Annotated in this window: 13 protein-coding genes and 2 tRNA genes; 11 read left to right on the forward strand and 4 right to left on the reverse strand. The window is 60.9% G+C overall.

The window, feature by feature from the left end; all coding sequences use genetic code 11:
• Window positions 1–162: 162 nt before the first annotated feature.
• The 3 genes from M5C71_RS13280 to M5C71_RS13290 all read left to right on the forward strand — a co-directional run bounded on the left by M5C71_RS13280 (window position 163) and on the right by M5C71_RS13290 (window position 4,772).
• On the forward strand, window positions 163–1,350 hold the full coding sequence (locus M5C71_RS13280) for an ATP phosphoribosyltransferase regulatory subunit (protein WP_103498402.1): 1,188 nt from the start codon (window positions 163–165) through the stop codon (window positions 1,348–1,350).
• A gap of 54 nt (window positions 1,351–1,404) precedes the next feature.
• Window positions 1,405–2,697: an adenylosuccinate synthase gene (locus tag M5C71_RS13285; protein WP_103498401.1), complete on the forward strand. Its 1,293-nt coding sequence runs from the start codon at window positions 1,405–1,407 to the stop codon at window positions 2,695–2,697.
• Window positions 2,698–2,837: 140 nt separating this feature from the next.
• On the forward strand, window positions 2,838–4,772 hold the full coding sequence (locus M5C71_RS13290) for a methyl-accepting chemotaxis protein (RefSeq protein ID WP_248768009.1): 1,935 nt from the start codon (window positions 2,838–2,840) through the stop codon (window positions 4,770–4,772).
• 289 nt (window positions 4,773–5,061) lie between these two features.
• On the opposite strand, the gene M5C71_RS13295 is transcribed toward M5C71_RS13290, so the two are convergent.
• Window positions 5,062–5,148: transfer RNA gene (locus tag M5C71_RS13295), tRNA-Leu, on the reverse strand.
• On the opposite strand from M5C71_RS13295, the gene M5C71_RS13300 reads away from it, so the two are divergent.
• Window positions 5,123–5,362, forward strand: coding sequence for a hypothetical protein (locus tag M5C71_RS13300; RefSeq protein ID WP_248768010.1), 240 nt, complete (start codon window positions 5,123–5,125; stop codon window positions 5,360–5,362). The genes M5C71_RS13295 and M5C71_RS13300 overlap by 26 nt on opposite strands.
• Before the next feature lie 2 nt (window positions 5,363–5,364).
• On the opposite strand, the gene M5C71_RS13305 is transcribed toward M5C71_RS13300, so the two are convergent.
• Window positions 5,365–5,451: transfer RNA gene (locus M5C71_RS13305), tRNA-Leu, on the reverse strand.
• Between the two features lie 224 nt (window positions 5,452–5,675).
• Here M5C71_RS13305 and rnr point away from each other — a divergent pair.
• The 7 genes from rnr (at window position 5,676) to dnaB (ending at window position 12,991) form a co-directional block, all read left to right on the forward strand.
• On the forward strand, window positions 5,676–8,288 hold the full coding sequence (rnr, locus tag M5C71_RS13310; protein ID WP_103495654.1) for a ribonuclease R: 2,613 nt from the start codon (window positions 5,676–5,678) through the stop codon (window positions 8,286–8,288).
• A complete protein-coding gene (rlmB, locus tag M5C71_RS13315; RefSeq protein ID WP_100939697.1) occupies window positions 8,285–9,046 on the forward strand; it encodes a 23S rRNA (guanosine(2251)-2'-O)-methyltransferase RlmB in 762 nt (253 codons plus the stop codon). The genes rnr and rlmB overlap by 4 nt, the downstream gene beginning before the upstream one ends.
• A gap of 334 nt (window positions 9,047–9,380) precedes the next feature.
• Window positions 9,381–9,803 (forward strand): 30S ribosomal protein S6, encoded by a 423-nt coding sequence (gene rpsF / locus M5C71_RS13320; RefSeq protein WP_040063859.1) that lies wholly within the window; start codon window positions 9,381–9,383, stop codon window positions 9,801–9,803.
• A 28-nt stretch (window positions 9,804–9,831) separates the two neighbouring features.
• Window positions 9,832–10,062: a 30S ribosomal protein S18 gene (gene rpsR / locus M5C71_RS13325; RefSeq protein WP_002551829.1), complete on the forward strand. Its 231-nt coding sequence runs from the start codon at window positions 9,832–9,834 to the stop codon at window positions 10,060–10,062.
• 36 nt (window positions 10,063–10,098) lie between these two features.
• The gene (locus tag M5C71_RS13330) at window positions 10,099–11,001 is read left to right on the forward strand and encodes a hypothetical protein (RefSeq protein WP_103495656.1); all 903 of its coding nucleotides are present in this window, start codon (window positions 10,099–10,101) and stop codon (window positions 10,999–11,001) included.
• A 19-nt stretch (window positions 11,002–11,020) separates the two neighbouring features.
• Complete coding sequence (gene rplI / locus M5C71_RS13335) at window positions 11,021–11,467, forward strand: 50S ribosomal protein L9 (protein ID WP_017125059.1); 447 nt, start codon at window positions 11,021–11,023, stop codon at window positions 11,465–11,467.
• A gap of 126 nt (window positions 11,468–11,593) precedes the next feature.
• Window positions 11,594–12,991, forward strand: a complete 1,398-nt coding sequence (gene dnaB / locus M5C71_RS13340) for a replicative DNA helicase (protein WP_103495657.1) — start codon at window positions 11,594–11,596, stop codon at window positions 12,989–12,991.
• Window positions 12,992–13,016: 25 nt separating this feature from the next.
• Here the strand turns inward: dnaB and M5C71_RS13345 are convergent, their stop codons facing one another.
• A complete protein-coding gene (locus tag M5C71_RS13345; RefSeq protein ID WP_248768011.1) occupies window positions 13,017–17,003 on the reverse strand; it encodes a DUF6543 domain-containing protein in 3,987 nt (1,328 codons plus the stop codon).
• A gap of 8 nt (window positions 17,004–17,011) precedes the next feature.
• Window positions 17,012–20,686 (reverse strand): SET domain-containing protein, encoded by a 3,675-nt coding sequence (locus tag M5C71_RS13350; RefSeq protein ID WP_248768012.1) that lies wholly within the window; start codon window positions 20,684–20,686, stop codon window positions 17,012–17,014.
• Between the last annotated feature and the right edge of the window lie 16 nt (window positions 20,687–20,702).

The following is a 20,702-nucleotide window of genomic DNA, read 5'->3' on the forward strand; positions in this document are numbered from 1 at the left end:
GACGGCGGGTTGATCGACCCGACAGGTTTTTCGAGGAAAGTGGTAGGCGAAGCCGATTTCAGGCTGTTCGTCGCGTCGTTCTTGCGCGCGTGTTAACCATTTTCTGCTTCACTCAAGGCTCGCCTGTGGGCTTGCTGCCCAGATCATAGGGGAAAGGCGTTAATGGCAACGGTAGATCGCTGGCTTCTGCCAGATGGCATCGAAGAAGTACTGCCGCCTGAAGCGGCGCGCATCGAAGTGGCGCGGCGTCAGGTGTTGGACCTGTTCCAGAGCTGGGGCTATGAGTTCGTTGTCACCCCGCATATCGAGTATCTGGAATCCTTGTTGACCGGCGCCGGCCAGGACCTGGACCTGCGCACCTTCAAGGTGATCGACCCGCAGTCGGGTCGGCAGATGGGGTTTCGCGCGGACATCACGCCGCAGGTGGCGCGTATCGACGCCCACACCCTGCGTCGCGAAGGCCCGAGCCGCCTGTGCTACGCCGGCAGTGTGCTGCATGCACAGCCGCGGGCCCTGTCGTCCTCGCGCAGCCCGATCCAGTTGGGCGCCGAGTTGTACGGCGATGCCAGCCCGAGCAGCGACGTCGAAGTCATCAGCCTGATGCTGGCGATGCTGCAACTGGCCGATGTGCCGGATGTACACATGGACCTCGGTCACGTCGGTATCTACCGTGGTCTGGCTCGCGCCGCCGGTTTGTCCGGTGAAGTGGAACAACAGTTGTTCGATGCCCTGCAACGCAAGGCGATCGATGAAGTGATCCAACTGACCGAAGGTTTGCCGGCCGATCTGGCCGCGATGCTGCGGGCGCTGGTGGATCTGTGTGGCGGCCGCGAAGTGCTGGTGGCGGCCCGTGAGCGCCTGGCGGGTGCCCCGGCGCAGGTCGCGGCGGCGCTGGATGACCTGCTGGCGATTGCCGAGCGGCTGTCCACGCGCTTCCCGCAATTGCCGTTGTATTTCGACCTGGGCGAGTTGCGCGGTTACCACTACCACACCGGTGTGGTGTTCGCGGTGTTCGTTCCGGGTGTCGGCCAGGCCATCGCCCAGGGCGGTCGCTACGACGATATCGGCGCGGACTTCGGCCGTGCACGTCCGGCGACAGGCTTTTCCACCGATTTGAAAACCCTGGTGACCCTGGGGCGTGCCGAAATCGAGCTACCGTCTGGCGGTATCTGGATGCCTGACAGCACGGATGCGGCACTCTGGCAGTTGGTCTGCCAGTTGCGCGGCGAGGGTCAGCGTGTGGTCCAGGCCTTGCCCGGACAACCATCGGCCGCCGCCCGCGAAGCGGACTGCGACCGGCAATTGATTCAGCAGAACGGGCTTTGGCAAGTATTGCCGCTGGCTTCTTGAGTTTTCCCGCCGGCGGCTGCCGGCACCAAGTTTGCGCGAATGAGGACAAGTGTTATGGGTAAGAATGTCGTAGTCCTGGGCACCCAGTGGGGTGATGAGGGCAAAGGCAAGATCGTTGATCTGCTGACCGAACATGCTGCCGCCGTGGTGCGCTATCAAGGTGGCCACAACGCTGGCCACACCCTGGTGATCGACGGTGAGAAAACCGTCCTGCACCTGATCCCGTCGGGTGTACTGCGTGAAGGCGTCCAGTGCCTGATCGGCAACGGCGTGGTGGTTGCACCGGACGCCCTGCTGCGGGAAATCACCAAGCTGGAAGAGAAAGGCGTACCGGTGCGCGAGCGCCTGCGTATCAGCCCATCCTGCCCGCTGATCCTGTCCTATCACGTCGCCCTGGACCAGGCGCGCGAAAAAGCCCGTGGCGAGCTGAAGATCGGTACCACCGGTCGTGGTATCGGCCCGGCGTACGAAGACAAGGTCGCGCGTCGCGGCCTGCGTATCGGCGACCTGTTCCACCGCGAGCGTTTTGCCGCGAAGCTGGGCGAGTTGCTCGACTACCACAACTTCGTGCTGGTCAATTACTACAAAGAGCCGGCCATCGACTTCCAGAAGACGCTCGATGAGTGCATGGAATACGCTGAGATGCTCAAGCCGATGATGCTTGACGTCACCGCCGAGCTGCACAACCTGCGTCGTGCCGGCAAGGACATCATGTTCGAAGGCGCCCAGGGTTCGTTGCTGGACATCGACCACGGTACCTACCCGTACGTCACCAGCTCCAACACCACCGCCGGCGGCATCGCCACCGGTTCGGGCGTGGGTCCGATGTACCTGGATTACATCCTGGGCATCACCAAGGCCTACACCACCCGTGTCGGTTCGGGCCCGTTCCCGACTGAACTGTTCGACGATGTCGGCGCGTTCCTGGCCAAGCGTGGCCACGAGTTCGGTGCAACCACTGGTCGTGCCCGCCGTTGCGGCTGGTTCGATGCCGTGATCCTGCGTCGCGCCATCGACGTCAACAGCATCTCGGGCCTGTGCCTGACCAAGCTGGACGTGCTCGACGGTCTTGAAACCATCAATATCTGCGTGGGTTACAAGAACGAAAACGGTGCGGTCATCGACGCGCCGACCGATGCCGACAGCTATATCGGCCTGGAGCCGGTGTACGAAGAAATGCCGGGCTGGACCGAGTCGACCCTGGGGGCCAAGACCCTGGAAGAGCTGCCGGCGGCCGCTCGTGCTTACATCAAGCGCGTCGAAGAATTGGTCGGTGCCCCGATCGACATTATTTCGACAGGTCCGGATCGCAACGAAACCATCGTTCTGCGTCACCCGTTCGCCTGATAAGCCGTTGATGTAGATCACAAAGACCCCCTTTTGGGGGTCTTTGTCGTTTCTGCCTGTTGTTCGGCACGGGCCTTGCTGGGATTATCCTCTAAAAAGGGTGCTATCAAATTAATGGCGCCAAAGTCGAGGAATCTCCAGTGTCGGCCATTCTCTCACTGTTACAAAGCCGTCTATTGCGGCCTGTGTTCGTTACTCTGGGTATCGCTCTTTTGGTGCAGGTGCTGGTGGCGGTCGCTCTGACCCGAAGCACGGTCACTGCGCTGGAGGCTGATCTGGGCGCTCGCCTGGGTATCGACAGCCAGAAGCTGTCCGGGGAGCTGGAGCAGGCGGGCAAAGAGGTGACGTCGAGTCTCGATAGCCTTTCGGTCAATACGCGCCAGCGTCTGAACAGCGGCTTGTCCTCGCGACTGAAGGATGAGCAGGTCCAGTTGCGTACGGCGTTGGAGAAGGATCTGCAGGATTCGGCCAACGACATGGCGCAGCTATTGGCTTCCGTGGCCCCGCGAGCCATGTGGGATAACGATGTACCGACCCTTTCCGAATTCGCCCGTCGCGCCCAGCGCAATCCGAATGTTCTGTTCGTGGTCTATGACGATGCGGCTGGCGAACACCTGACCCGCTACCTGAACCGTGAAAACCCGATCAACCAGGCTCTTTTGGCCAAGGGTGAGGGTGAGCGGGCGCTGGACAAGGTGCTCAGTGCGGCGAAGAACGATCCATCGGTCTACTACGTCGAAGCGTCGATCAGCCCTAACGGTGTGGAGATCGGCAAGGTGCGGATGGGGGTTTCCACAGCCTCGGTCGAGACCGAACTGAAGGCGCTGGACCAGCGTTTCACGGCCTTGATCGCCAGCAGCGACAAGCTGGTGGGCGATAGCCTGCAAGGGGCGTCGGCGGACAGTTCCAAGGCCATGCAGGCGCGCTTGCAATCGGCTCAGGCCACCGCTTCGCAAATGCAGGCCAATACCACTGCAACCGTGCAGGATGCGGCGCAGACCCTGCGTTGGCGGATCGGCATGGGTCTGGCCCTGGTCGGTCTCGGCGTGCTGCTGTTACTGGCGGTGGTGCTCGGGCGGCGGGTGGTCAACAAGCTGCACCTGCTGATTGCGGCCTTGAATGATCTGGCGGCGGGAGAGGGTGACCTGACCAAGCGTGTCCAGCTCAACAGTAATGACGAGATTGGTGACATGGCTTCGGCGGTGAACCGTTTTGTCGAAAAGCTGCAGCCTATCGTGCGGGAAGCGGGTGATGTGGCCCAGCGTACCGGAGTGGAAATCGGCCAGATGACTTTGCGCAACGCCGGTGCCGATGCCGCCGCAAATTTGCAGCGTGACGAAGTGGCGCAGAGCTTGCGCGAATTGTCGAAGATGGCCGATGACGCGCAGACCGAAAGCCATGCGATGCAGGCGGCGTTGAAGCAGGTGGTGGATATTCGCCAGGCGACCGATGAAAACACCCGGACTTCGAATCAGGTCGGCAATCTGATCGAGGCCCTGGCTGGACAGGTGGATACCGGTTCCAAGGTAATCGAGCGGCTGGCGCAGCAGAGTGAGCAGATTGAAGTGGTGCTGACGGTGATTCACGGGATTGCCGAGCAGACCAATCTTTTGGCCCTGAACGCGGCCATCGAGGCGGCGCGGGCGGGTGAAACCGGTCGCGGGTTTGCCGTGGTGGCGGATGAGGTGCGAGCGTTGGCGAGCAAGACGCAAAGCTCCACCGGCGATATCCAGGCGCATATCGGTGCTTTGCAGCAGGGCGCGCGGGAGGCGGTGGCGGCTATTGGACAGGCGGGGCGTCAGGCCAGTGAAGGTTTGGCGGTGTTGCGCAGCAGTGTGAAATTGCAGCAGAGCGTGCAGTCGTCGGTGGAGCAGGTGCATGCGGCGATTGGCCTGGCGACCAAGGCGGCGGCCCATCAGGCCGAAGGCGCGCATGCGGTGCGTGGGCGGGTCGAGGTGATCCATGCCCAGGCCGAGCGCGCGGCGCAGGCGGTGGTGGAGACCACAGCCAGCGGCAAGGTGCTCGACAGCCTGGCGGGGCAGCTCAAGGCGAGCCTGGGGCAGTTCCGGGCCTGATGCGGGGGTGTCAGTGCTGGCCTCTTCGCGGGCAAGCTCCGCTCCCACGGGATTTGTGCCGCGCCGCCAATCTACGGTCAGGCGCGGACACTGTGGGAGCGGAGCTTGCCCGCGAAGAGGGCCTCAAGAGCGCCAAAGTACTTTCAGGCATGCTCCTGGCCTTAGCCGCGCCATCAATGCCGCTGAGAGTAGGGGTAAGAGTGAGTTGAAATGATTGAACCCCAGAAACGCAAAAACCCGCTTTCGCGGGTTTTTGTGAGATTTCAGAGTGATACTCTGAAACTTGAATTGGTGCCCAGAAGAAGACTCGAACTTCCACGACCTTGCGGTCACCAGCACCTGAAGCTGGCGTGTCTACCAATTTCACCATCTGGGCAGCATCAGCAGCGTTGCGCGCCGTTGATGGGTCGCACTATACGGAGAGCCTTTTGATCTGTAAACCCCTGTTTTTGCTTTTAATTAAATCTCGGGTGCGGCTCGGTATCCGCCAGGGGCGGGTGGCGGAGCCGGAAGATTTGCAGGAGGTAGAAACGCAAAAACCCGCTTTCGCGGGTTTCTGTGAGATTCCAGAGTGTTACCCTGAAACTTGAATTGGTGCCCAGAAGAAGACTCGAACTTCCACGACCTTGCGGTCACCAGCACCTGAAGCTGGCGTGTCTACCAATTTCACCATCTGGGCAGTATCGTCAACGTCTCCGTCGTCGATGGCGCGCACTATACGGAGGCGCCTTTTAACTGTAAACCCCTGTCATGAAAAAAACCAAAAAAAACGCTTCAATGTGCATCAGCCGGCATTTTTCACGCGGACAAATGGGTTTTAAGGCCGCCTGTGTGCCTGAAATTTCCCGTTTCAATACGCGTATGCCAAACTAACCCGCATATAGACAAGGTGAAATTTATCTAATGGCCGATTGGCAGTCCCTCGATCCCGAGGCCGCTCGTGAAGCGGAAAAATACGAAAACCCCATTCCTAGCCGCGAGCTGATCCTGGCGCACCTGTCCGAGCGTGGATCGCCGGCCAGTCGCGAGGAGCTGGTGGATGAGTTTGGTCTGACCACTGAAGATCAGATCGAGGCTCTGCGCCGCCGCCTTCGTGCCATGGAGCGCGATGCGCAACTGATTTACACCCGCCGCGGCACCTACGCGCCGGTGGACAAGCTCGACCTGATCCTCGGCCGCATCGCCGGCCACCGCGACGGTTTCGGTTTTCTGATCCCGGACGACGGCAGCGACGACCTGTTCATGAGCCCGGCGCAAATGCGTCTGGTGTTCGATGGCGACCGTGCCCTGGCGCGGGTGTCCGGCCTGGATCGGCGTGGACGCCGTGAAGGCGTGATCGTCGAAGTGGTGTCCCGTGCTCACGAGAGCATCGTCGGACGTTACTTCGAAGAGGGCGGTATCGGCTTCGTGGTCGCGGACAATCCGAAGATCCAGCAGGAAGTGCTGGTGACCCCGGGCCGCAACGCCGACGCCCGTGTCGGTCAGTTCGTCGAGGTGAAGATCACCCACTGGCCGACGCCGCGCTTCCAGCCCCAGGGCGATGTGATCGAAGTGGTGGGCAACTACATGGCGCCCGGCATGGAGATCGATGTCGCGCTGCGCACCTACGACATTCCCCACGTCTGGCCCGAGGCTGTGCTCAAGGAAGCGGCGAAGCTCAAGCCGGAAGTCGAGGACAAGGACAAAGAGAAGCGCGTCGACCTGCGCCATCTGCCGTTCGTCACCATCGACGGCGAAGATGCCCGCGACTTCGACGATGCGGTCTACTGCGAAGCCAAGCCCGGCAAGCTGCGCCTGTTCTCCGGCGGCTGGAAGTTGTACGTGGCGATTGCCGACGTTTCCAGCTACGTGAAGATCGGTTCGGCGCTGGACACCGAGGCCCAGGTCCGCGGTAACTCGGTGTACTTCCCCGAGCGCGTGGTCCCGATGCTGCCGGAGCAGCTGTCCAACGGCCTGTGCTCGCTGAACCCTCATGTCGACCGCTTGGCGATGGTCTGCGAGATGACCATCAACAAAAGCGGGCAGATGACCGACTACGTGTTCTACGAAGCGGTGATCCACTCCCATGCGCGCCTGACCTACAACAAGGTCAGCGCGATCCTGGAGCAGCCGAAAACCACCGAAGCGAAGAAGCTGCGTGGCGAGTATTCGGAAGTGGTTCCGGACCTCAAGCAGCTCTACGCCCTGTACAAGGTGTTGCTGGCGGCCCGTCATACCCGTGGCGCCATCGACTTCGAAACCCAGGAAACGCGGATCATCTTCGGTTCCGAGCGCAAGATCGCGGAAATCCGTCCGACCACCCGCAACGATGCCCACAAGCTGATCGAAGAATGCATGCTGGCGGCCAACGTGGCCACCGCCGAGTTCCTCAAGAAGCACGAGATTCCGGCGTTGTACAGGGTGCATGACGGTCCGCCGCCGGAACGCCTGGAAAAACTCCGCGCCTTCCTCGGTGAGCTGGGCCTGTCCCTGCACAAGGGCAAGGACGGTCCGTCGCCGAAGGATTACCAGGCGTTGCTGGCCAGTATCCAGAGCCGCCCGGATTTCCACCTGATCCAGACCGTGATGCTGCGCTCGTTGAGCCAGGCGGTGTACAGCGCTGATAACCAGGGCCACTTCGGTCTGAATTACGAGGCCTACACCCACTTCACCTCGCCGATCCGTCGTTACCCGGACCTGCTGACGCACCGCGCGATCCGCAGTGTCATCCACTCCAAGCAGGACACCCCGCACGTGCGTCGTGCCGGCGCGATGACCATTCCGAAGGCGCGGATCTATCCGTACGACGAGGCGGCGCTGGAGCAGTTGGGCGAACAGTGCTCGATGAGCGAGCGGCGTGCCGACGAAGCCACCCGTGACGTGGTGAACTGGCTCAAGTGCGAGTTCATGAAGGATCGCGTGGGCGAGTCGTTCCCGGGTGTGGTCACTGCCGTGACCGGTTTCGGCCTGTTCGTCGAGCTGACCGATATCTACGTCGAAGGCCTGGTGCATGTCACTGCCTTGCCGGGCGATTACTACCATTTCGATCCGGTCCATCACCGCCTGGCGGGCGAGCGCACCGGTCGCAGCTTCCGTCTGGGCGACACGGTGGAAGTGAAGGTCATGCGCGTCGATCTCGACGAGCGCAAGATCGACTTCGAAATGGCAGAGAAAACCCTCAGCGCGCCGATCGGTCGCAAGAAACGTGGCACTGAAGCCACCGCTCCTGCCCCCGCGCCTGTCGCGAAAGCGCCGGAGCCGGCCAAGGCCGGGCGTCGTGGCGCGGTGGCGAAGAAGTCGGACGAGGCTTATCGCCCCAGCGATGCAGCGGCGAAAAACGCCGAAGTGCGCCGCAGTCGCGAACTGAAGCAGGCGTTGTTGGCCGAAGCCAAGAACGGCGGTAAAGGCAAGACCGAGGGAAAGCCCGCGCGCGGGACGTCGTCGGAAAAACCGAGCAAGCATCGTAAAGGCCCGCCAAAAGCGGGCGCTGGTCCCGCGAAAAGCGGCGGGGCGCGTAAACCCAAGGGCAAGTCATGAGTCAGTTGGAAAAAATCTACGGCGTCCATGCCGTAGAGGCGTTGTTGCGTCATCACCCGAAACGCGTCAAGCAGATCTGGTTGGCCGAAGGCCGCAGTGATCCGCGGGTCCAGGTGTTGCTGGGGCTGGCCGCGGAAAACCGCGTGTCGGTCGGTCAAGCCGAGCGCCGCGAGATGGATGCCTGGGTCGAAGGCGTGCACCAGGGCGTGGTGGCGGACGTGAGTCCGAGCCAGGTCTGGGGTGAGGCAATGCTCGACGAGCTGCTCGATCGCACCGAAGGCGCACCGTTGATCCTGGTGCTCGATGGCGTGACCGACCCGCACAACCTGGGTGCTTGCCTGCGCACCGCCGATGCGGCGGGTGCGTTGGCGGTGGTGGTGCCCAAGGACAAGTCGGCGACCTTGACGCCGGCGGTGCGCAAGGTGGCTTGTGGCGCGGCGGAAGTGATTCCGCTGGTGGCGGTGACCAACCTGGCGCGGACCCTGGAAAAACTCCAGCAGCGCGGCCTGTGGGTTGTCGGCACGGCGGGCGAGGCGGAGCAGGAGTTGTACCAGCAGGACCTGACCGGCCCGACCATCCTGATCATGGGCGCCGAAGGCAAGGGCATGCGTCGCCTGACCCGCGAGCATTGCGACTACCTGGTGCGCCTGCCGATGGCGGGTAGCGTCAGCAGCCTCAACGTGTCCGTGGCCACCGGTGTGTGCCTGTTCGAAGCGCTGCGCCAGCGCAGTGTCAAGGCCGCCACCAAAAAGGCCTGATCCGCACCTCCCTTGCAGGAGCCGGCTTGCTGGCGATGAACGATTACGCGGTCTTCCTGAAGCACCGCGGCGTCTGCAACGCCAGCAAGCCGGCTCCCACAGTGATCGCATTCACCTCGGTTGTGATTCAAGGGTCAAGGCGGCGGTGCTTGTTGCGATGGGTTGTTCAAATAATCACCAATTGTCTTGCGCCCCTCGCCCCCCTTCTCTACAATTGCGCCCCTTGCCGTGATGGCTGGCGCATCCGTGCCTACTCCAGGCAAGACACACAAGTGTCATTCACTCCTTGTCTGACCGTTTTTGAGCGGCAGGCTACAACCCGTAAGGAGCATTCATGCGTCATTACGAAATCATCTTTTTGGTCCACCCGGATCAAAGCGAACAAGTCGGCGGCATGGTAGAGCGTTACACCAAGCTGATCGAAGAAGACGGCGGCAAAATCCACCGTCTGGAAGATTGGGGCCGTCGTCAACTGGCCTATGCAATCAACAATGTTCACAAGGCTCACTACGTGATGCTGAACGTTGAATGCACTGGCAAGGCCCTGGCTGAGCTGGAAGACAACTTCCGCTACAACGATGCTGTGATCCGTAACCTGGTCATCCGTCGCGACGAAGCCGTTACCGGCCAGTCCGAGATGCTCAAGGCTGAAGAAAACCGCAGTGAGCGCCGTGAGCGTCGCGACCGTCCTGAGCACTCCGACGCCGATGGCGTTGAGGGTGATGACAGCGACGCCAGCGATAACGCTGACGAGTAATCCACGGACCTTTTGAGGAGCCAATTACATGGCACGTTTCTTCCGTCGTCGTAAATTCTGCCGCTTCACCGCTGAAGACGTGAAAGAGATCGATTACAAAGATCTCAACACCCTGAAAGCCTACGTATCCGAAACCGGCAAAATCGTTCCAAGCCGTATCACCGGTACCAAAGCTCGTTATCAGCGTCAGCTGGCCACCGCTATCAAGCGCGCCCGCTTCCTGGCCCTGCTGGCCTACACCGACAGCCACGGCCGCTGAGACCGGGCAGTCGACACGCAGTAAAGGATTGAATGCATGCGCGCCTTAGCTGGTTTCATCATGCGCGGACGTATGCAGGCCATGCTCGTCGTGGCCGGATCTGCGGCATTGCCGCTGTTGTTCTGGTTGAGTGCCGCCGCCGGGTGCCTTGTGCTCCTGCGGCGCGGTTCGGACGCCCTTGGCGTCATTGGTCTGGGTGTGTTGTCGGTGCTGCTGTTCTGGCACTTCAACATCCAGAAAGACCCCACGGCCCTTCTGGTGCTGCTCGGGTCTTGCAGCCTGGCGCTGGTTTTACGCGCCGGCTACTCCTGGAACCGCGTGCTGCTGGTCAGCATGGCAGTAGGGTTGGTATGTGCGGTGAGTCTGGGGACGATTTTCAGTCCCTTCATCGAAGGGTTGGCGCAGACGTTTGAACAAGTCGTGCCGCTGGCTCTCGGTGAGGTCTACCAGAAGTTGTCGGTAGATCAGCGAGCGTTCCTCGCGTCACTGGCCGTGCCCCTCTTGATCACCTCGACGGCGATCTCGCTGCAGGTCTTTAGTGTGATGTGCCTGATTCTTGGGCGCTATTGGCAAGCGTTGTTGTACAACCCCGGTGGTTTCGGACGCGAGTTTCGCGAAATCCGGATCCCCAAGAAGGTGGCGCTGTCGCTGCTGGCCATCATGTTTGTCGCGCCGTTTATCGGCCTGCATGCATTGATTCTGTTGCCGCTGTGCAGTGTTCCGCTGGTCTTCGCCGGCCTGTCCCTGATTCACGGGCTGGTGGCGAAGAAGAAACTGGCCAGTTTCTGGCTGGTGGGGATGTACGTCACGCTCGTGCCATTCATGCACTTGCTCGGTCCGTTGCTCATGGTATTGGCCATTGTCGACAGCCTGATTGATTTTCGCGGACGCCTGGCGTCGAAAGAGGCCGATAACGGTTCCGCGAACGGTGAAGGTTAAAAGTTAAGAGGATTTCCACATGCAACTGATCCTTCTGGAAAAAATCGCCAACCTGGGCAACCTGGGCGATAAGGTAAACGTTAAGGCCGGTTACGGTCGTAACTACCTGCTGCCATTCGGCAAAGCCACCGCTGCGACCGCTGCCAACCTGGCTGCGTTCGAAGAGCGTCGTGCCGAGCTGGAAAAAGCCGCAGCAGACAAGAAAGCTTCGGCTGAATCGCGTGCCGCCCAACTGGCTGAGCTGGAAGTGACCATCACTGCCACCGCCGGTGACGAAGGCAAGCTGTTCGGTTCGATCGGCACCCACGACATCGCTGATGCCCTGACCGCCTCCGGCGTTGAAGTGGCAAAAAGCGAAGTTCGTCTGCCGAACGGCACCATCCGCAACGTGGGTGAATTCGACGTGGCCGTGCATCTGCACGCCGAAGTCGAAGCAACCGTACGCGTTGTCGTGGTGGCTGCTTAAGCAGTACCCAATCGTCTGGCGACTTGCGCGCCAGGCGGTTAACATCGGGCACGACTCTGTTCATTCAGGTCGTGCCTTTTGTTTTTTGGTAACGTCCTTTTGCAAACCCCCTGATTCCAAGTGGCCATGAACGATATCTCCGCTCCCGAGCAATACGACCTGCAAACCGCCGCGCTGAAAGTGCCGCCCCATTCCATCGAGGCCGAACAGGCCGTGCTCGGTGGTCTGATGCTGGACAACAACGCCTGGGAGCGCGTGCTCGATCAAGTCTCGGACGGCGACTTCTATCGACATGACCACCGCCTGATCTTCCGCGCCATCGCCAAGCTAGCCGATCAGAACATGCCGATCGACGTGGTGACCCTGGCCGAGCAGTTGGACAAGGAAGGGCAGACCTCCCAGGTCGGCGGCCTGGGTTACCTGACGGAACTGGCGAAAAACATTCCGTCGGTGGCCAACATCAAGGCCTACGCCGCGATCGTTCGCGAGCGGGCGACCCTGCGCCAGTTGATCGGCATCAGCACCGAAATCGCCGACACCGCGTTCAACCCGCAAGGTCGGACCGCGGCGGAGATTCTCGACGAGGCCGAACGGCAGATTTTCCAGATCGCCGAAGCGCGGCCCAAGACCGGCGGTCCGGTCAGCGTCAACGACCTGTTGACCAAGGCCATCGACCGGATCGATACGCTGTTCAACACCGACAACGCCATCACCGGCCTGTCCACCGGCTACACCGACCTCGACGAGAAGACCAGCGGCCTGCAACCGTCCGACCTGATCATCGTCGCCGGTCGTCCGTCCATGGGCAAGACCACCTTCGCCATGAACCTGGTGGAGAACGCGGTACTGCGCAGCGACAAGGCGGTGCTGGTGTACTCCCTGGAGATGCCAGGCGAATCGCTGATCATGCGTATGCTGTCCTCCCTCGGCCGGATTGACCAGACCAAGGTCCGTGCCGGTCGCCTGGAAGACGACGACTGGCCACGGCTGACCTCGGCGGTCAACCTGCTCAACGACCGCAAGCTGTTTATCGACGATACGGCCGGTATCAGCCCGTCGGAAATGCGTGCGCGGACCCGTCGCCTGGTGCGTGAACACGGCGATATCGCCCTGATCATGATCGACTACCTGCAGTTGATGCAGATCCCCGGTTCCAGCGGCGACAACCGGACCAACGAGATTTCCGAGATCTCCCGGTCCCTCAAGGCCCTGGCCAAGGAATTCAACTGCCCGGTGGTGGCCCTGTCCCAGCTCAACCGTTCCCTGGAGCAGCGGCCGAACAAGCGCCCGGTGAACTCCGACCTGCGGGAATCCGGAGCGATCGAGCAGGACGCCGACGTAATCATGTTCGTGTACCGCGATGAGGTCTATCACCCCGAGACCGAACACAAGGGCATCGCCGAAATCATTATCGGCAAACAGCGGAACGGCCCGATCGGCTTTATCCGCCTGGCCTTTATCGGCAAGTACACGCGCTTCGAGAACCTGGCGCCGGGTAGCTACAACTTCGACGACGACGAGTAAGGGCGTTGCGGTTGAGGCGCGTTATTCATTTGGCGCTCTGATGAGCGCGCGATAAAACCTCCAGTGTATGAATCTGTTCCTGGGTATAGCCGTGATTCAGGCGTAACTCGGCGAGACTGAAGATGGTCTGGCTGGCGAACAGGGCCGTGATGAAATAGCGGTTTTTTTCGATGCTGCCGTCACGGCCCTGGACGTCGACCGCGAAGGCGACCGACTCGACGTTGTAGCCGGTCGCGGCTTGACGGATGGGCACGGCGTTGTCGTATTCGTAGCGCGTATTGATTCTCGACAGGATGTTATCGCCGGACAGGCAGACGGCGGCCGGTTCCGGTCGGCCGTTGCGAAAGCGGATCAGGTCCAGCGTGGCGTCCTGTCGGACCGTGGCCGCGAAAGGGTCGCGGCGCTGGTGGCTGACGATCAGCGGAATCAGCATGCCGCCATAAACCCCCAGTATTTCGCCTCTCCTGAGGTGGTGCCTGGCTGAAACCAGAAACCTCCCGACCAGATGCTCTTCCGGCGTGGCGCGAATGTATTCGCGTTCGAAGCGTTCTATTTCCAGTTTGTCTTCGTAGAGTTGCGCGACCTGTTCATAGCCGTGCAATTGCAGATAAGGCACGATCAGTTGAGCGCGAGCCTTTGACTGCTGACTCCCTTCAGCGTCGGAATAGTGAATGGCGACAACGGTCATGGGGTAACCGTCCAGATCGCGCAAGGGATAGCGACCGTTGTCGGCACGGTCGTAGGTGAGGGGGGAATTCAAATGGGACCGGTAGGATTTCTGGCTGCGCATGCGCTGCCGTTCAAGTGCCGTGAAGGTCTTGTTATCGAGAGGGCTGGACGGCGTACCGTCTGTTGCCTGGACCGGCAGGCTACCTGTCGTGGTGAGATCTGAGGGGGCGGCATCTTGATGCAACACCCACTCACCGTCGGCTTTGCGTTGCAGTAACGGTTGATAAAAGCTGTAGGGGCTCCTGGCGTTCAGCAGCCGCCAACCCTCGGGTGTCCGCCTGACGGGGTAGTAGTGGTCGCCGTCGCGGATATAGTGCGAGTAAGCATGGGCGGCGAGGGGCTTGTGGTGGAGACTCCAGTAAACACCGTCGTCGCGCAGGTCGAGGCCGGACACGGTTGTGCCGCGCACGGCGAAGCTCTCCGGGAGCCGGGTGTCGGCGTCCGGCCCGGGTCTCTCCAGTGCGTGGCAGGGAACGCGCAATGCCGGCGTCTGGCTGCGTAGTGCCGAGGCTTTACCGAAGACGGTCTGTTTCAGATCCATCGCCGCGCGCTTTTCGTCGAGGCTGATGTGATGTGCGTTGTTCAGGGCCAGTTGCGTCAGTTTCGGCATCGCCAGCCAGGCGCTCGTGTACAGGTCTCGCGGGCCGGACAGCGTGTTGCCCTGCCGGTCTTGAAGCTGGTAGAAAGCGCCTGTTTTCTTCAGGCGCCTGTAGGTCAGGCTGTGGTGCTCGCCGATGGCCTCCACGGCGGCGGTGTCGATGTCCGGATCCCACAGTTCAAGACGAATATCCTGCGGCCAGGCTTCCAGGGTTTCCAGCAATGAAAAAGCCAGGCGGTCACTTTGCTGGGGGTGTGGCCAACTCGGATAAAGGCCTTCGAATACCCGTGAGATGCGAACCTGCTCCAGGGCCCGGCCAATCTCCTTTTTTAGCGTCGGCTCTGTTTCGGACGCGCCTTGCTCCTGTATGTCCAATGAGAAAACGGCGTCGGCCAGATAACTTTTGGGCAGTTCGGTGTTCTCTTGGCGCATGCGTCGTTGCGGCGCGGTGTCGGGTTGTTCGGTCTCGCTATACAAGTGCTCGAACAGGGCCAGGCTGTTCAGTTTCACCTGGGCCAGCAGATTCAGCGCCAGTTGGTTGCGTTGATCAAGATGGGGAATGGGGTTCTCCAGCAAGGTGTCGATCTCTTCCAGGTCGAGTTCCGCGAGCACCGCATCGAGCAACTTCCCCGCCATCCAGAGCGGTTCGGGAATACTCACTGGATTCAACCCGGCGCCATACTGGATAACCACCTGCGAACCCGCGCGCAAGACTTCCAGCAATTTGTACGCCGGCCATCCCGGCAGTCGGGTCAACAGATAGGACTGGATCCTGGGAGACAATTGCGAGACCACATCGCCCTTGGCCCGGTCGAGATCGAAGTGTTCGATTTCCTGAAAGATCCACAGGCGCTTGAGGCTATCGAGCAGCAGGGGCGGTGTCCGGCGGCTGAACTGATGAATCTGTCGCAGCGTCTCGAGGCGGGTGCCGCTGAACGTCAGGGCAGCGCTCGCCAGCGGTTCGGACAGCCGGGCGGCGCGGGGTTCCAGGCGTGCGATCAACTGCTGTTGCGACCAGGTCGAGACGTTCTCGTGAATCGTCCGCCAGGCGCCGACGCCGTTGTGCCGCAAGGGAGGCGAGTAACTGTCCGGATAACCCATCAGCACGATATGCCAGTGGCCGGTGTCTTCGTTGTGCTCGACCTTGTAATACTGCTGGTCCAGTTTCAGGACGGTCGCCCGCGCCCATGGGTACAAACCCAGTGCGTTCGCCTGCCAATGCTCATCGGGGGGCTTGATCGCCGACTGATAAGGCGTCAGGTCCGGCTTCCAGAGAAGCGTGCGGCCCTGAAAACGGACGGGGATCAACTCGGGCAGCCCCTCTACCGTGGCGGCTGTCTGGCTGTTTGGCTCCGCCTCGGCCACATTCAGCAAATGGATCAAGCCGGCGTTCACTTCCCCGGGGCTCCAGGTAAAGAGGTCCTGATAGACGGCGGCCGCGAGTTGGCTGCCTGGCGGCGCCAACAGGGTCTGCTTGAATCGGGGAATGAATGCCTTCAGGCCGGACAGCAGGTCCAGGCGCGCCGTGTGGTAGTCATCCAGCAATTGTTCGCGGGTGATGGCATTGGCCCGCGCGCTGGGAGGCGCCAGTCTGCCGACATCGCTTTCAAGGCGTTGCAGGCGCTGCCAATGAATCTCTTCGAACAGCTCACCTTCAATACTTGCAAGGCTGATGAGGCTCCTCAATTGGGTGGGCGAGCGTCCGCGGGCGGCGTTGTTGAGCTTGACCGTCAACAGGCTGCCCTGATAGTCGATCGGCATGAGTTGGCTGATCAATTGCCGAAAGTCCGCCGAGCGCATTTGCTCCAGGTAATCCTCCTGAAGCTCGACAAGCGACGAATATTCCTTGAGGGGCGATTCGGGGTGTCCTGGGAAATAGGCGGCGCAACGCCCGCTGCTGTTCTCTGGATCGGCGGCGAAATGAGTGACGCCGGGTAAGCTGTGGCCGAGCAGTTTGACTTGCTGATAGAGCGGGAGCTTTCCGGTTCTCTTACTGACGGGCAACAGAAAGTATTTCAGGCGGGCCCTGCACGCGTAGGTGATGTCCTTTTTCATGAAGGCTATCCAGAACGCGACTTTGAAGCGGCTCCACTCATGGCGCACAAAATGCTCAAGTTTGCTATCGAAGAGCATGACCTCGTCGGCTGGGCGGTCCAGGTCCAGTATCTGCTTGAGGTGATGGCGGTAGCGCAACCCGAGATCGAGATTGCGGCAGTACCGGGCAAATGCTTCGACGGTGAGGCGACTTTTCAGGCCTGCCGCTTTTCCCGAGGGATAGATGGCCGAGCCGCTGCCGAAAGCACTGCTGTGGGTTTCCCATTGCTCGAAGTTGTAAAGCGCAGCTTCCAGCAATGAGTGCTCGGGACTGGCGTCGTAGATGGGGATGCCCAGCAGGCTGTCCTTTTTCCAGCGTTTGGCCAGGGTGGCGGCCTGCATGTCGGTGAGATCGGGAGAGAGGGGGCTCAGGCCAAGCTCCAGAATGGGCTCGGCAAAGATTTCTATGCTTTTGAGTTGACTCAGGATGTTCATGGCCAGGGTCCTCGATGCATGATTTTCCAGCATGGCCGAGCGCAGGCCTGCGTACTGTTCGGCGGTGGCGTTTTTCAGCCAGGCCGGCAGGCGGGATCTGATGAAGGTGGCGTGGGGCAGCGCCTCGTGATCGTTTTCTTCCGATGTCGTGGGCATGGCGCGGCTCATTCCTGGCTTGACGGTGGCTGGCTGGGGCTTGGGGTTTCCAGGCTCGTCTCGGGCGCGGCGAAGGTGATGCGCGTCCCCGCTTCGCTATAACCGTAATTCCAGCGCAGCTCTTCATCGGCGGGAATGTCCCGGGTGGTAAAAAAGCCGCTCAGGACGAAGGGTTCCAGACGCCCCTCGGCGATCTCCACATCGACGGGAAAGCTTGCCCCTTCGACGTTGTAGCCGCTGCCGGCTTGCCGGACCGGGAGGCGGCCCTCGTATTCGAAAATGGAATTGATGCGTGAAATGATGTTGTCCCCCGTCAGCACCAGCCGATCCCATGTCGGCTTGTCGGGGAGGGGGCCGGGCAGCACATCGATCACGAACGGATCGCGACGGGCATTGCTGACGTGAAACGGGATGAAGTTACCGCCATACACGCCGATGGCCTCCCCGGCTTTCAACGGCCTTCTGGCCACCACCATGGCTTGGCCGATCATGCTGCTTTCCTGGGGAAACTTGGCATCCTCCGCGGTGAACTGGCGCAGCAGCAGCTTTTCCTCGTAGAGCTGGGCAACCGCTTCATGGTTCTCCCATTTCAAGTAAGGCAGGATGTCCTTGGCCTGGTAACGCACTCCCGAGTCGGTGATTTCGCTCATGTGCTGGATTTTTCTGATGCGCAACGGGTTACCCGACAGGTCCCGCAAGGGATAGCGGCCATTGTTCACGCGGTCATACTCGCCCATCCGGTTGGGCTGGCGCTGATAGGACTTGATGGCTTTCATGCGCAGCAGGTCTTCGCGGGTGAAGGGCTCTGGCTTGACGTACTCAAGTGCCGACACCATGCTCGTTTCACTCAGTTGGATCTTGCTGTGCCCCGGCCCCGGAGCGCCGCCTTTCAAACCGATGTTGGTGTTGATTTCCCAGTGCCCGTCCCTGCGCTGCAGCACCGGGCGATAACAGCGGAAAGGATTGCGGGCGTCGATCAGCTTCCAGCCGAGATCCGAAGACTCGACCTGGTAATAGCGCCTTTCTTCCTCGATGTAGTGTCGGGAAAGGGCGCCCCGATAAAGGCCATCGCCGATGGGCGTCAGGTCGCTCGGTGGTGTTTCCTGTGCGAAGTGAATATCCAGTGCGCTGCCAGGTTGGTAAGACCGTGAGGGGGGGGAGGCAGGAATCCGCCGTACGATCACCGGTGAAGCGCTCAATTGGGTGATTCTGTGAGCCAGCGATTGCTTGAGGAGGTTGTTTCGATTCGGACCGCTGAAGCCCAGGTTGTCGAGTTCGGTTTCGGGCAGGGCTTGCCCGATGGCCGAGTAGAGGTCACTCGGGGCCAGGATCTGTTCGCCGTCGGCGTCGTAGACCCGATAGCGTGAACCTTCACGGAGCAGGCGCCTGACGGTCGTCGCGCTGTCATTCCCGACACTGGCGGCAGGCGGTTCGACCAGTGTCTGCGAATACAGTTCCAGGCGAACGTTGCCCGACCAGCCCGGCAGTGCTTCAAGGGTCTGGAACGCCAGTAGGTCCGAGTCTGGATTGAAGGTCGTGTGCAGATAAAGGCCCTCATGGAGTCGGGCGGTATCCACGTTCTGCAGGGAGAGCTCGGCTTCGTCTTTCAGATAGGGCAGCAGGCCTTTCTGGTCCAGGATCTGCCGGGCTTCGGCAGGGCTGATGGATTTCTCCATGGCTTGCACATAACTTTTCGGCAGGTCCGGAAAGTCCTGGCGGATCTGCTCGGGCAAGGGGCCTTCGATCTGTTCGCTCTGTTGATAAAGGTCCTCGAATTGTTCCGATGTGTGTTGCCTGGAGGTAAGGGAAAGGGCAGCGCTGTCGTTGTCCGGGGGGCTTCCCAGCAATCGCTGATGCTGGAGTTTCCGGTCGAGCTGGAAGCGTTTCAAGGTGTCGATCAATTGCGCCGGCGGCGCCTGGTTCTCGCGGTGAAGTTCAAGCAGCAGGTTCGAATCGCTGGCGCTGGCGTGCAGGATCGGCGCCAGATCTTCGGGTTGGGTACCCGCTGCGACCGGGCCCAAGCGCCTGAGCCGCTTCAGGTCGCTCCAGTCTTGTGGTCTTTCATGCACGGTACGCCAGGCCCCGCTGCCGTTTTGCAGCAAGGGCGGTGAATACGCCCATGGGGCGTCGGGATGGCGAATGGACCACCCGGACGGGGCCCCGACAGTGCCGACCTCATAGAGTTGTTCGTCCAGCGACAGGTAGTGCTTGTCTTGATAGTGGTACAGGCCCTGTTCATCGGGGAGCAGTGTTTCAGGGAGTTCAAGGGATTGGCGATAGGGGCTCAGGTCCTCTTTCCACAAGCCAAATCGATTGGATGACAGCTTGACGGGAAGCAACGAGTTGACGAAGCGCCCGGCCTTGACGGCGCCCGCGCTCGCGCCCATGAATGCGACCTGTTCGGCGACGTCCATCAGGTAGTTGAGGGCTTCCACCTTTTCGTCTCGCCGCCAGGCATCGAATCCCAGATAGGCCTCCTGGATCAACTGTGCCCCGGTGAAGATCAGCAGGACGTCGCCTATCACGGGGATGAACGAGGCCGCGAGGAGCAAGGCACTGAGGCCGGCCTTTGCGTAGGCCGCCCGCAGTTCTTGGCGGGCTTGGGTATCGATATCCGCCGTGGGGACCACAACCTCCCGCCCATGTCGCTCGATCTGTCGCACGCGCCGGTCGCGCAGGCTTTTGAATACGTTGCCTTTGATCGGGTGCAGCGCCAGAAACACTGGATTGGGCCAAGGAACGGGACCGGTCTTCGGCGCCCATTTTTGCCGCAGGGCCCGTCTGATCATCTGGTCGAGCAGCTTTCCCTGATGGCTGAGCGGGAGGAATCGTGAAAAGAACTGCCGGTAGCCGGGCGACAGCAGCCGGCGGTTCAACTCGTCTTCGAAATCCTTGATTGAGCCGTAGCGTGCCAGGGGACGGATCGGGTCCTGCGGTATGTAGACGATGCACGGATTTGTCCCGTCTTCGGCGTCCAGGCCGATCACCAGCACTTCGCTGACGTCCATGCCGAGGAACTCGAGCAGCGAGCAGGCTTGGGTGCCATAGCGGACAACATAACGATCCTGCAGTACGTCGAGCAGCACCCGGTGGGAGGCGACCGAGATCTCGTGCTGGAGGATGGCCAAGTGTATCGCTACGGCGAAGGCGTCCTTGTAACTCCTGATCAACGCATCCTGGGTGCTGCTGTCGACAGCACCATCGGGTTGGGCTGGCTCCGAGAGAATAGAACGCAGGTGACTCTGATAGAGGCTGCCGAAGTCCAGGTTGCGACAGACCAGGGCGAACTCCTCGGGTTTGATCGGGGTTTTGCCGTCTCGGGCTCCAGACGTCAGGTAAATCCCCGAGCCGGCACCGAAGGCCTCGGCGCTGGCCAGCGATTCGTCGAAATTGTGCAGGGCCGCTGACAGAAGCGTTTGCTCGGTGGTCGTGCCCTGGACCGATATCAATCCGAAGAAATAGTCGTTTTTATGCTCGTGAACAAAAGTCGCCTGTTCGACATCCAGGGTGAGTTGGAAATTGACGGTGATGGCGTGCTCCAGCAACGGTTTGACGAATTGCACGGGCGATTGCAGTTTGGCCATCATCTGCCGGACTTCATGTCGGGAATTGCTGCTGGCTATCAGGCTCTGGCGCAGGGCGTCGCGTTGTTCGCGGGAAGCCAGGAGCAGCCAGGGGGGCAAATGATCTTTGATCACC

It is taken from the genome of Pseudomonas sp. MWU12-2345, assembly GCF_023242385.1.
Lineage (GTDB): Bacteria > Pseudomonadota > Gammaproteobacteria > Pseudomonadales > Pseudomonadaceae > Aquipseudomonas > Aquipseudomonas gingeri_D.

Excerpts from the sequence above, each read along its gene's own strand:
- M5C71_RS13280 (WP_103498402.1), top strand. The coding sequence starts at position 163 with ATGGCAACGGTAGATCGCTGGCTTCTGCCAGATGGCATCGAAGAAGTA.
- M5C71_RS13285 (WP_103498401.1), top strand. The coding sequence starts at position 1,405 with ATGGGTAAGAATGTCGTAGTCCTGGGCACCCAGTGGGGTGATGAGGGC.
- rnr (WP_103495654.1), top strand. The coding sequence starts at position 5,676 with ATGGCCGATTGGCAGTCCCTCGATCCCGAGGCCGCTCGTGAAGCGGAA.
- rlmB (WP_100939697.1), top strand. The coding sequence starts at position 8,285 with ATGAGTCAGTTGGAAAAAATCTACGGCGTCCATGCCGTAGAGGCGTTG.
- rpsF (WP_040063859.1), top strand. The coding sequence starts at position 9,381 with ATGCGTCATTACGAAATCATCTTTTTGGTCCACCCGGATCAAAGCGAA.
- rpsR (WP_002551829.1), top strand. The coding sequence starts at position 9,832 with ATGGCACGTTTCTTCCGTCGTCGTAAATTCTGCCGCTTCACCGCTGAA.
- M5C71_RS13330 (WP_103495656.1), top strand. The coding sequence starts at position 10,099 with ATGCGCGCCTTAGCTGGTTTCATCATGCGCGGACGTATGCAGGCCATG.
- rplI (WP_017125059.1), top strand. The coding sequence starts at position 11,021 with ATGCAACTGATCCTTCTGGAAAAAATCGCCAACCTGGGCAACCTGGGC.
- dnaB (WP_103495657.1), top strand. The coding sequence starts at position 11,594 with ATGAACGATATCTCCGCTCCCGAGCAATACGACCTGCAAACCGCCGCG.
- M5C71_RS13345 (WP_248768011.1), bottom strand. The coding sequence starts at position 17,003 with ATGCCCACGACATCGGAAGAAAACGATCACGAGGCGCTGCCCCACGCC.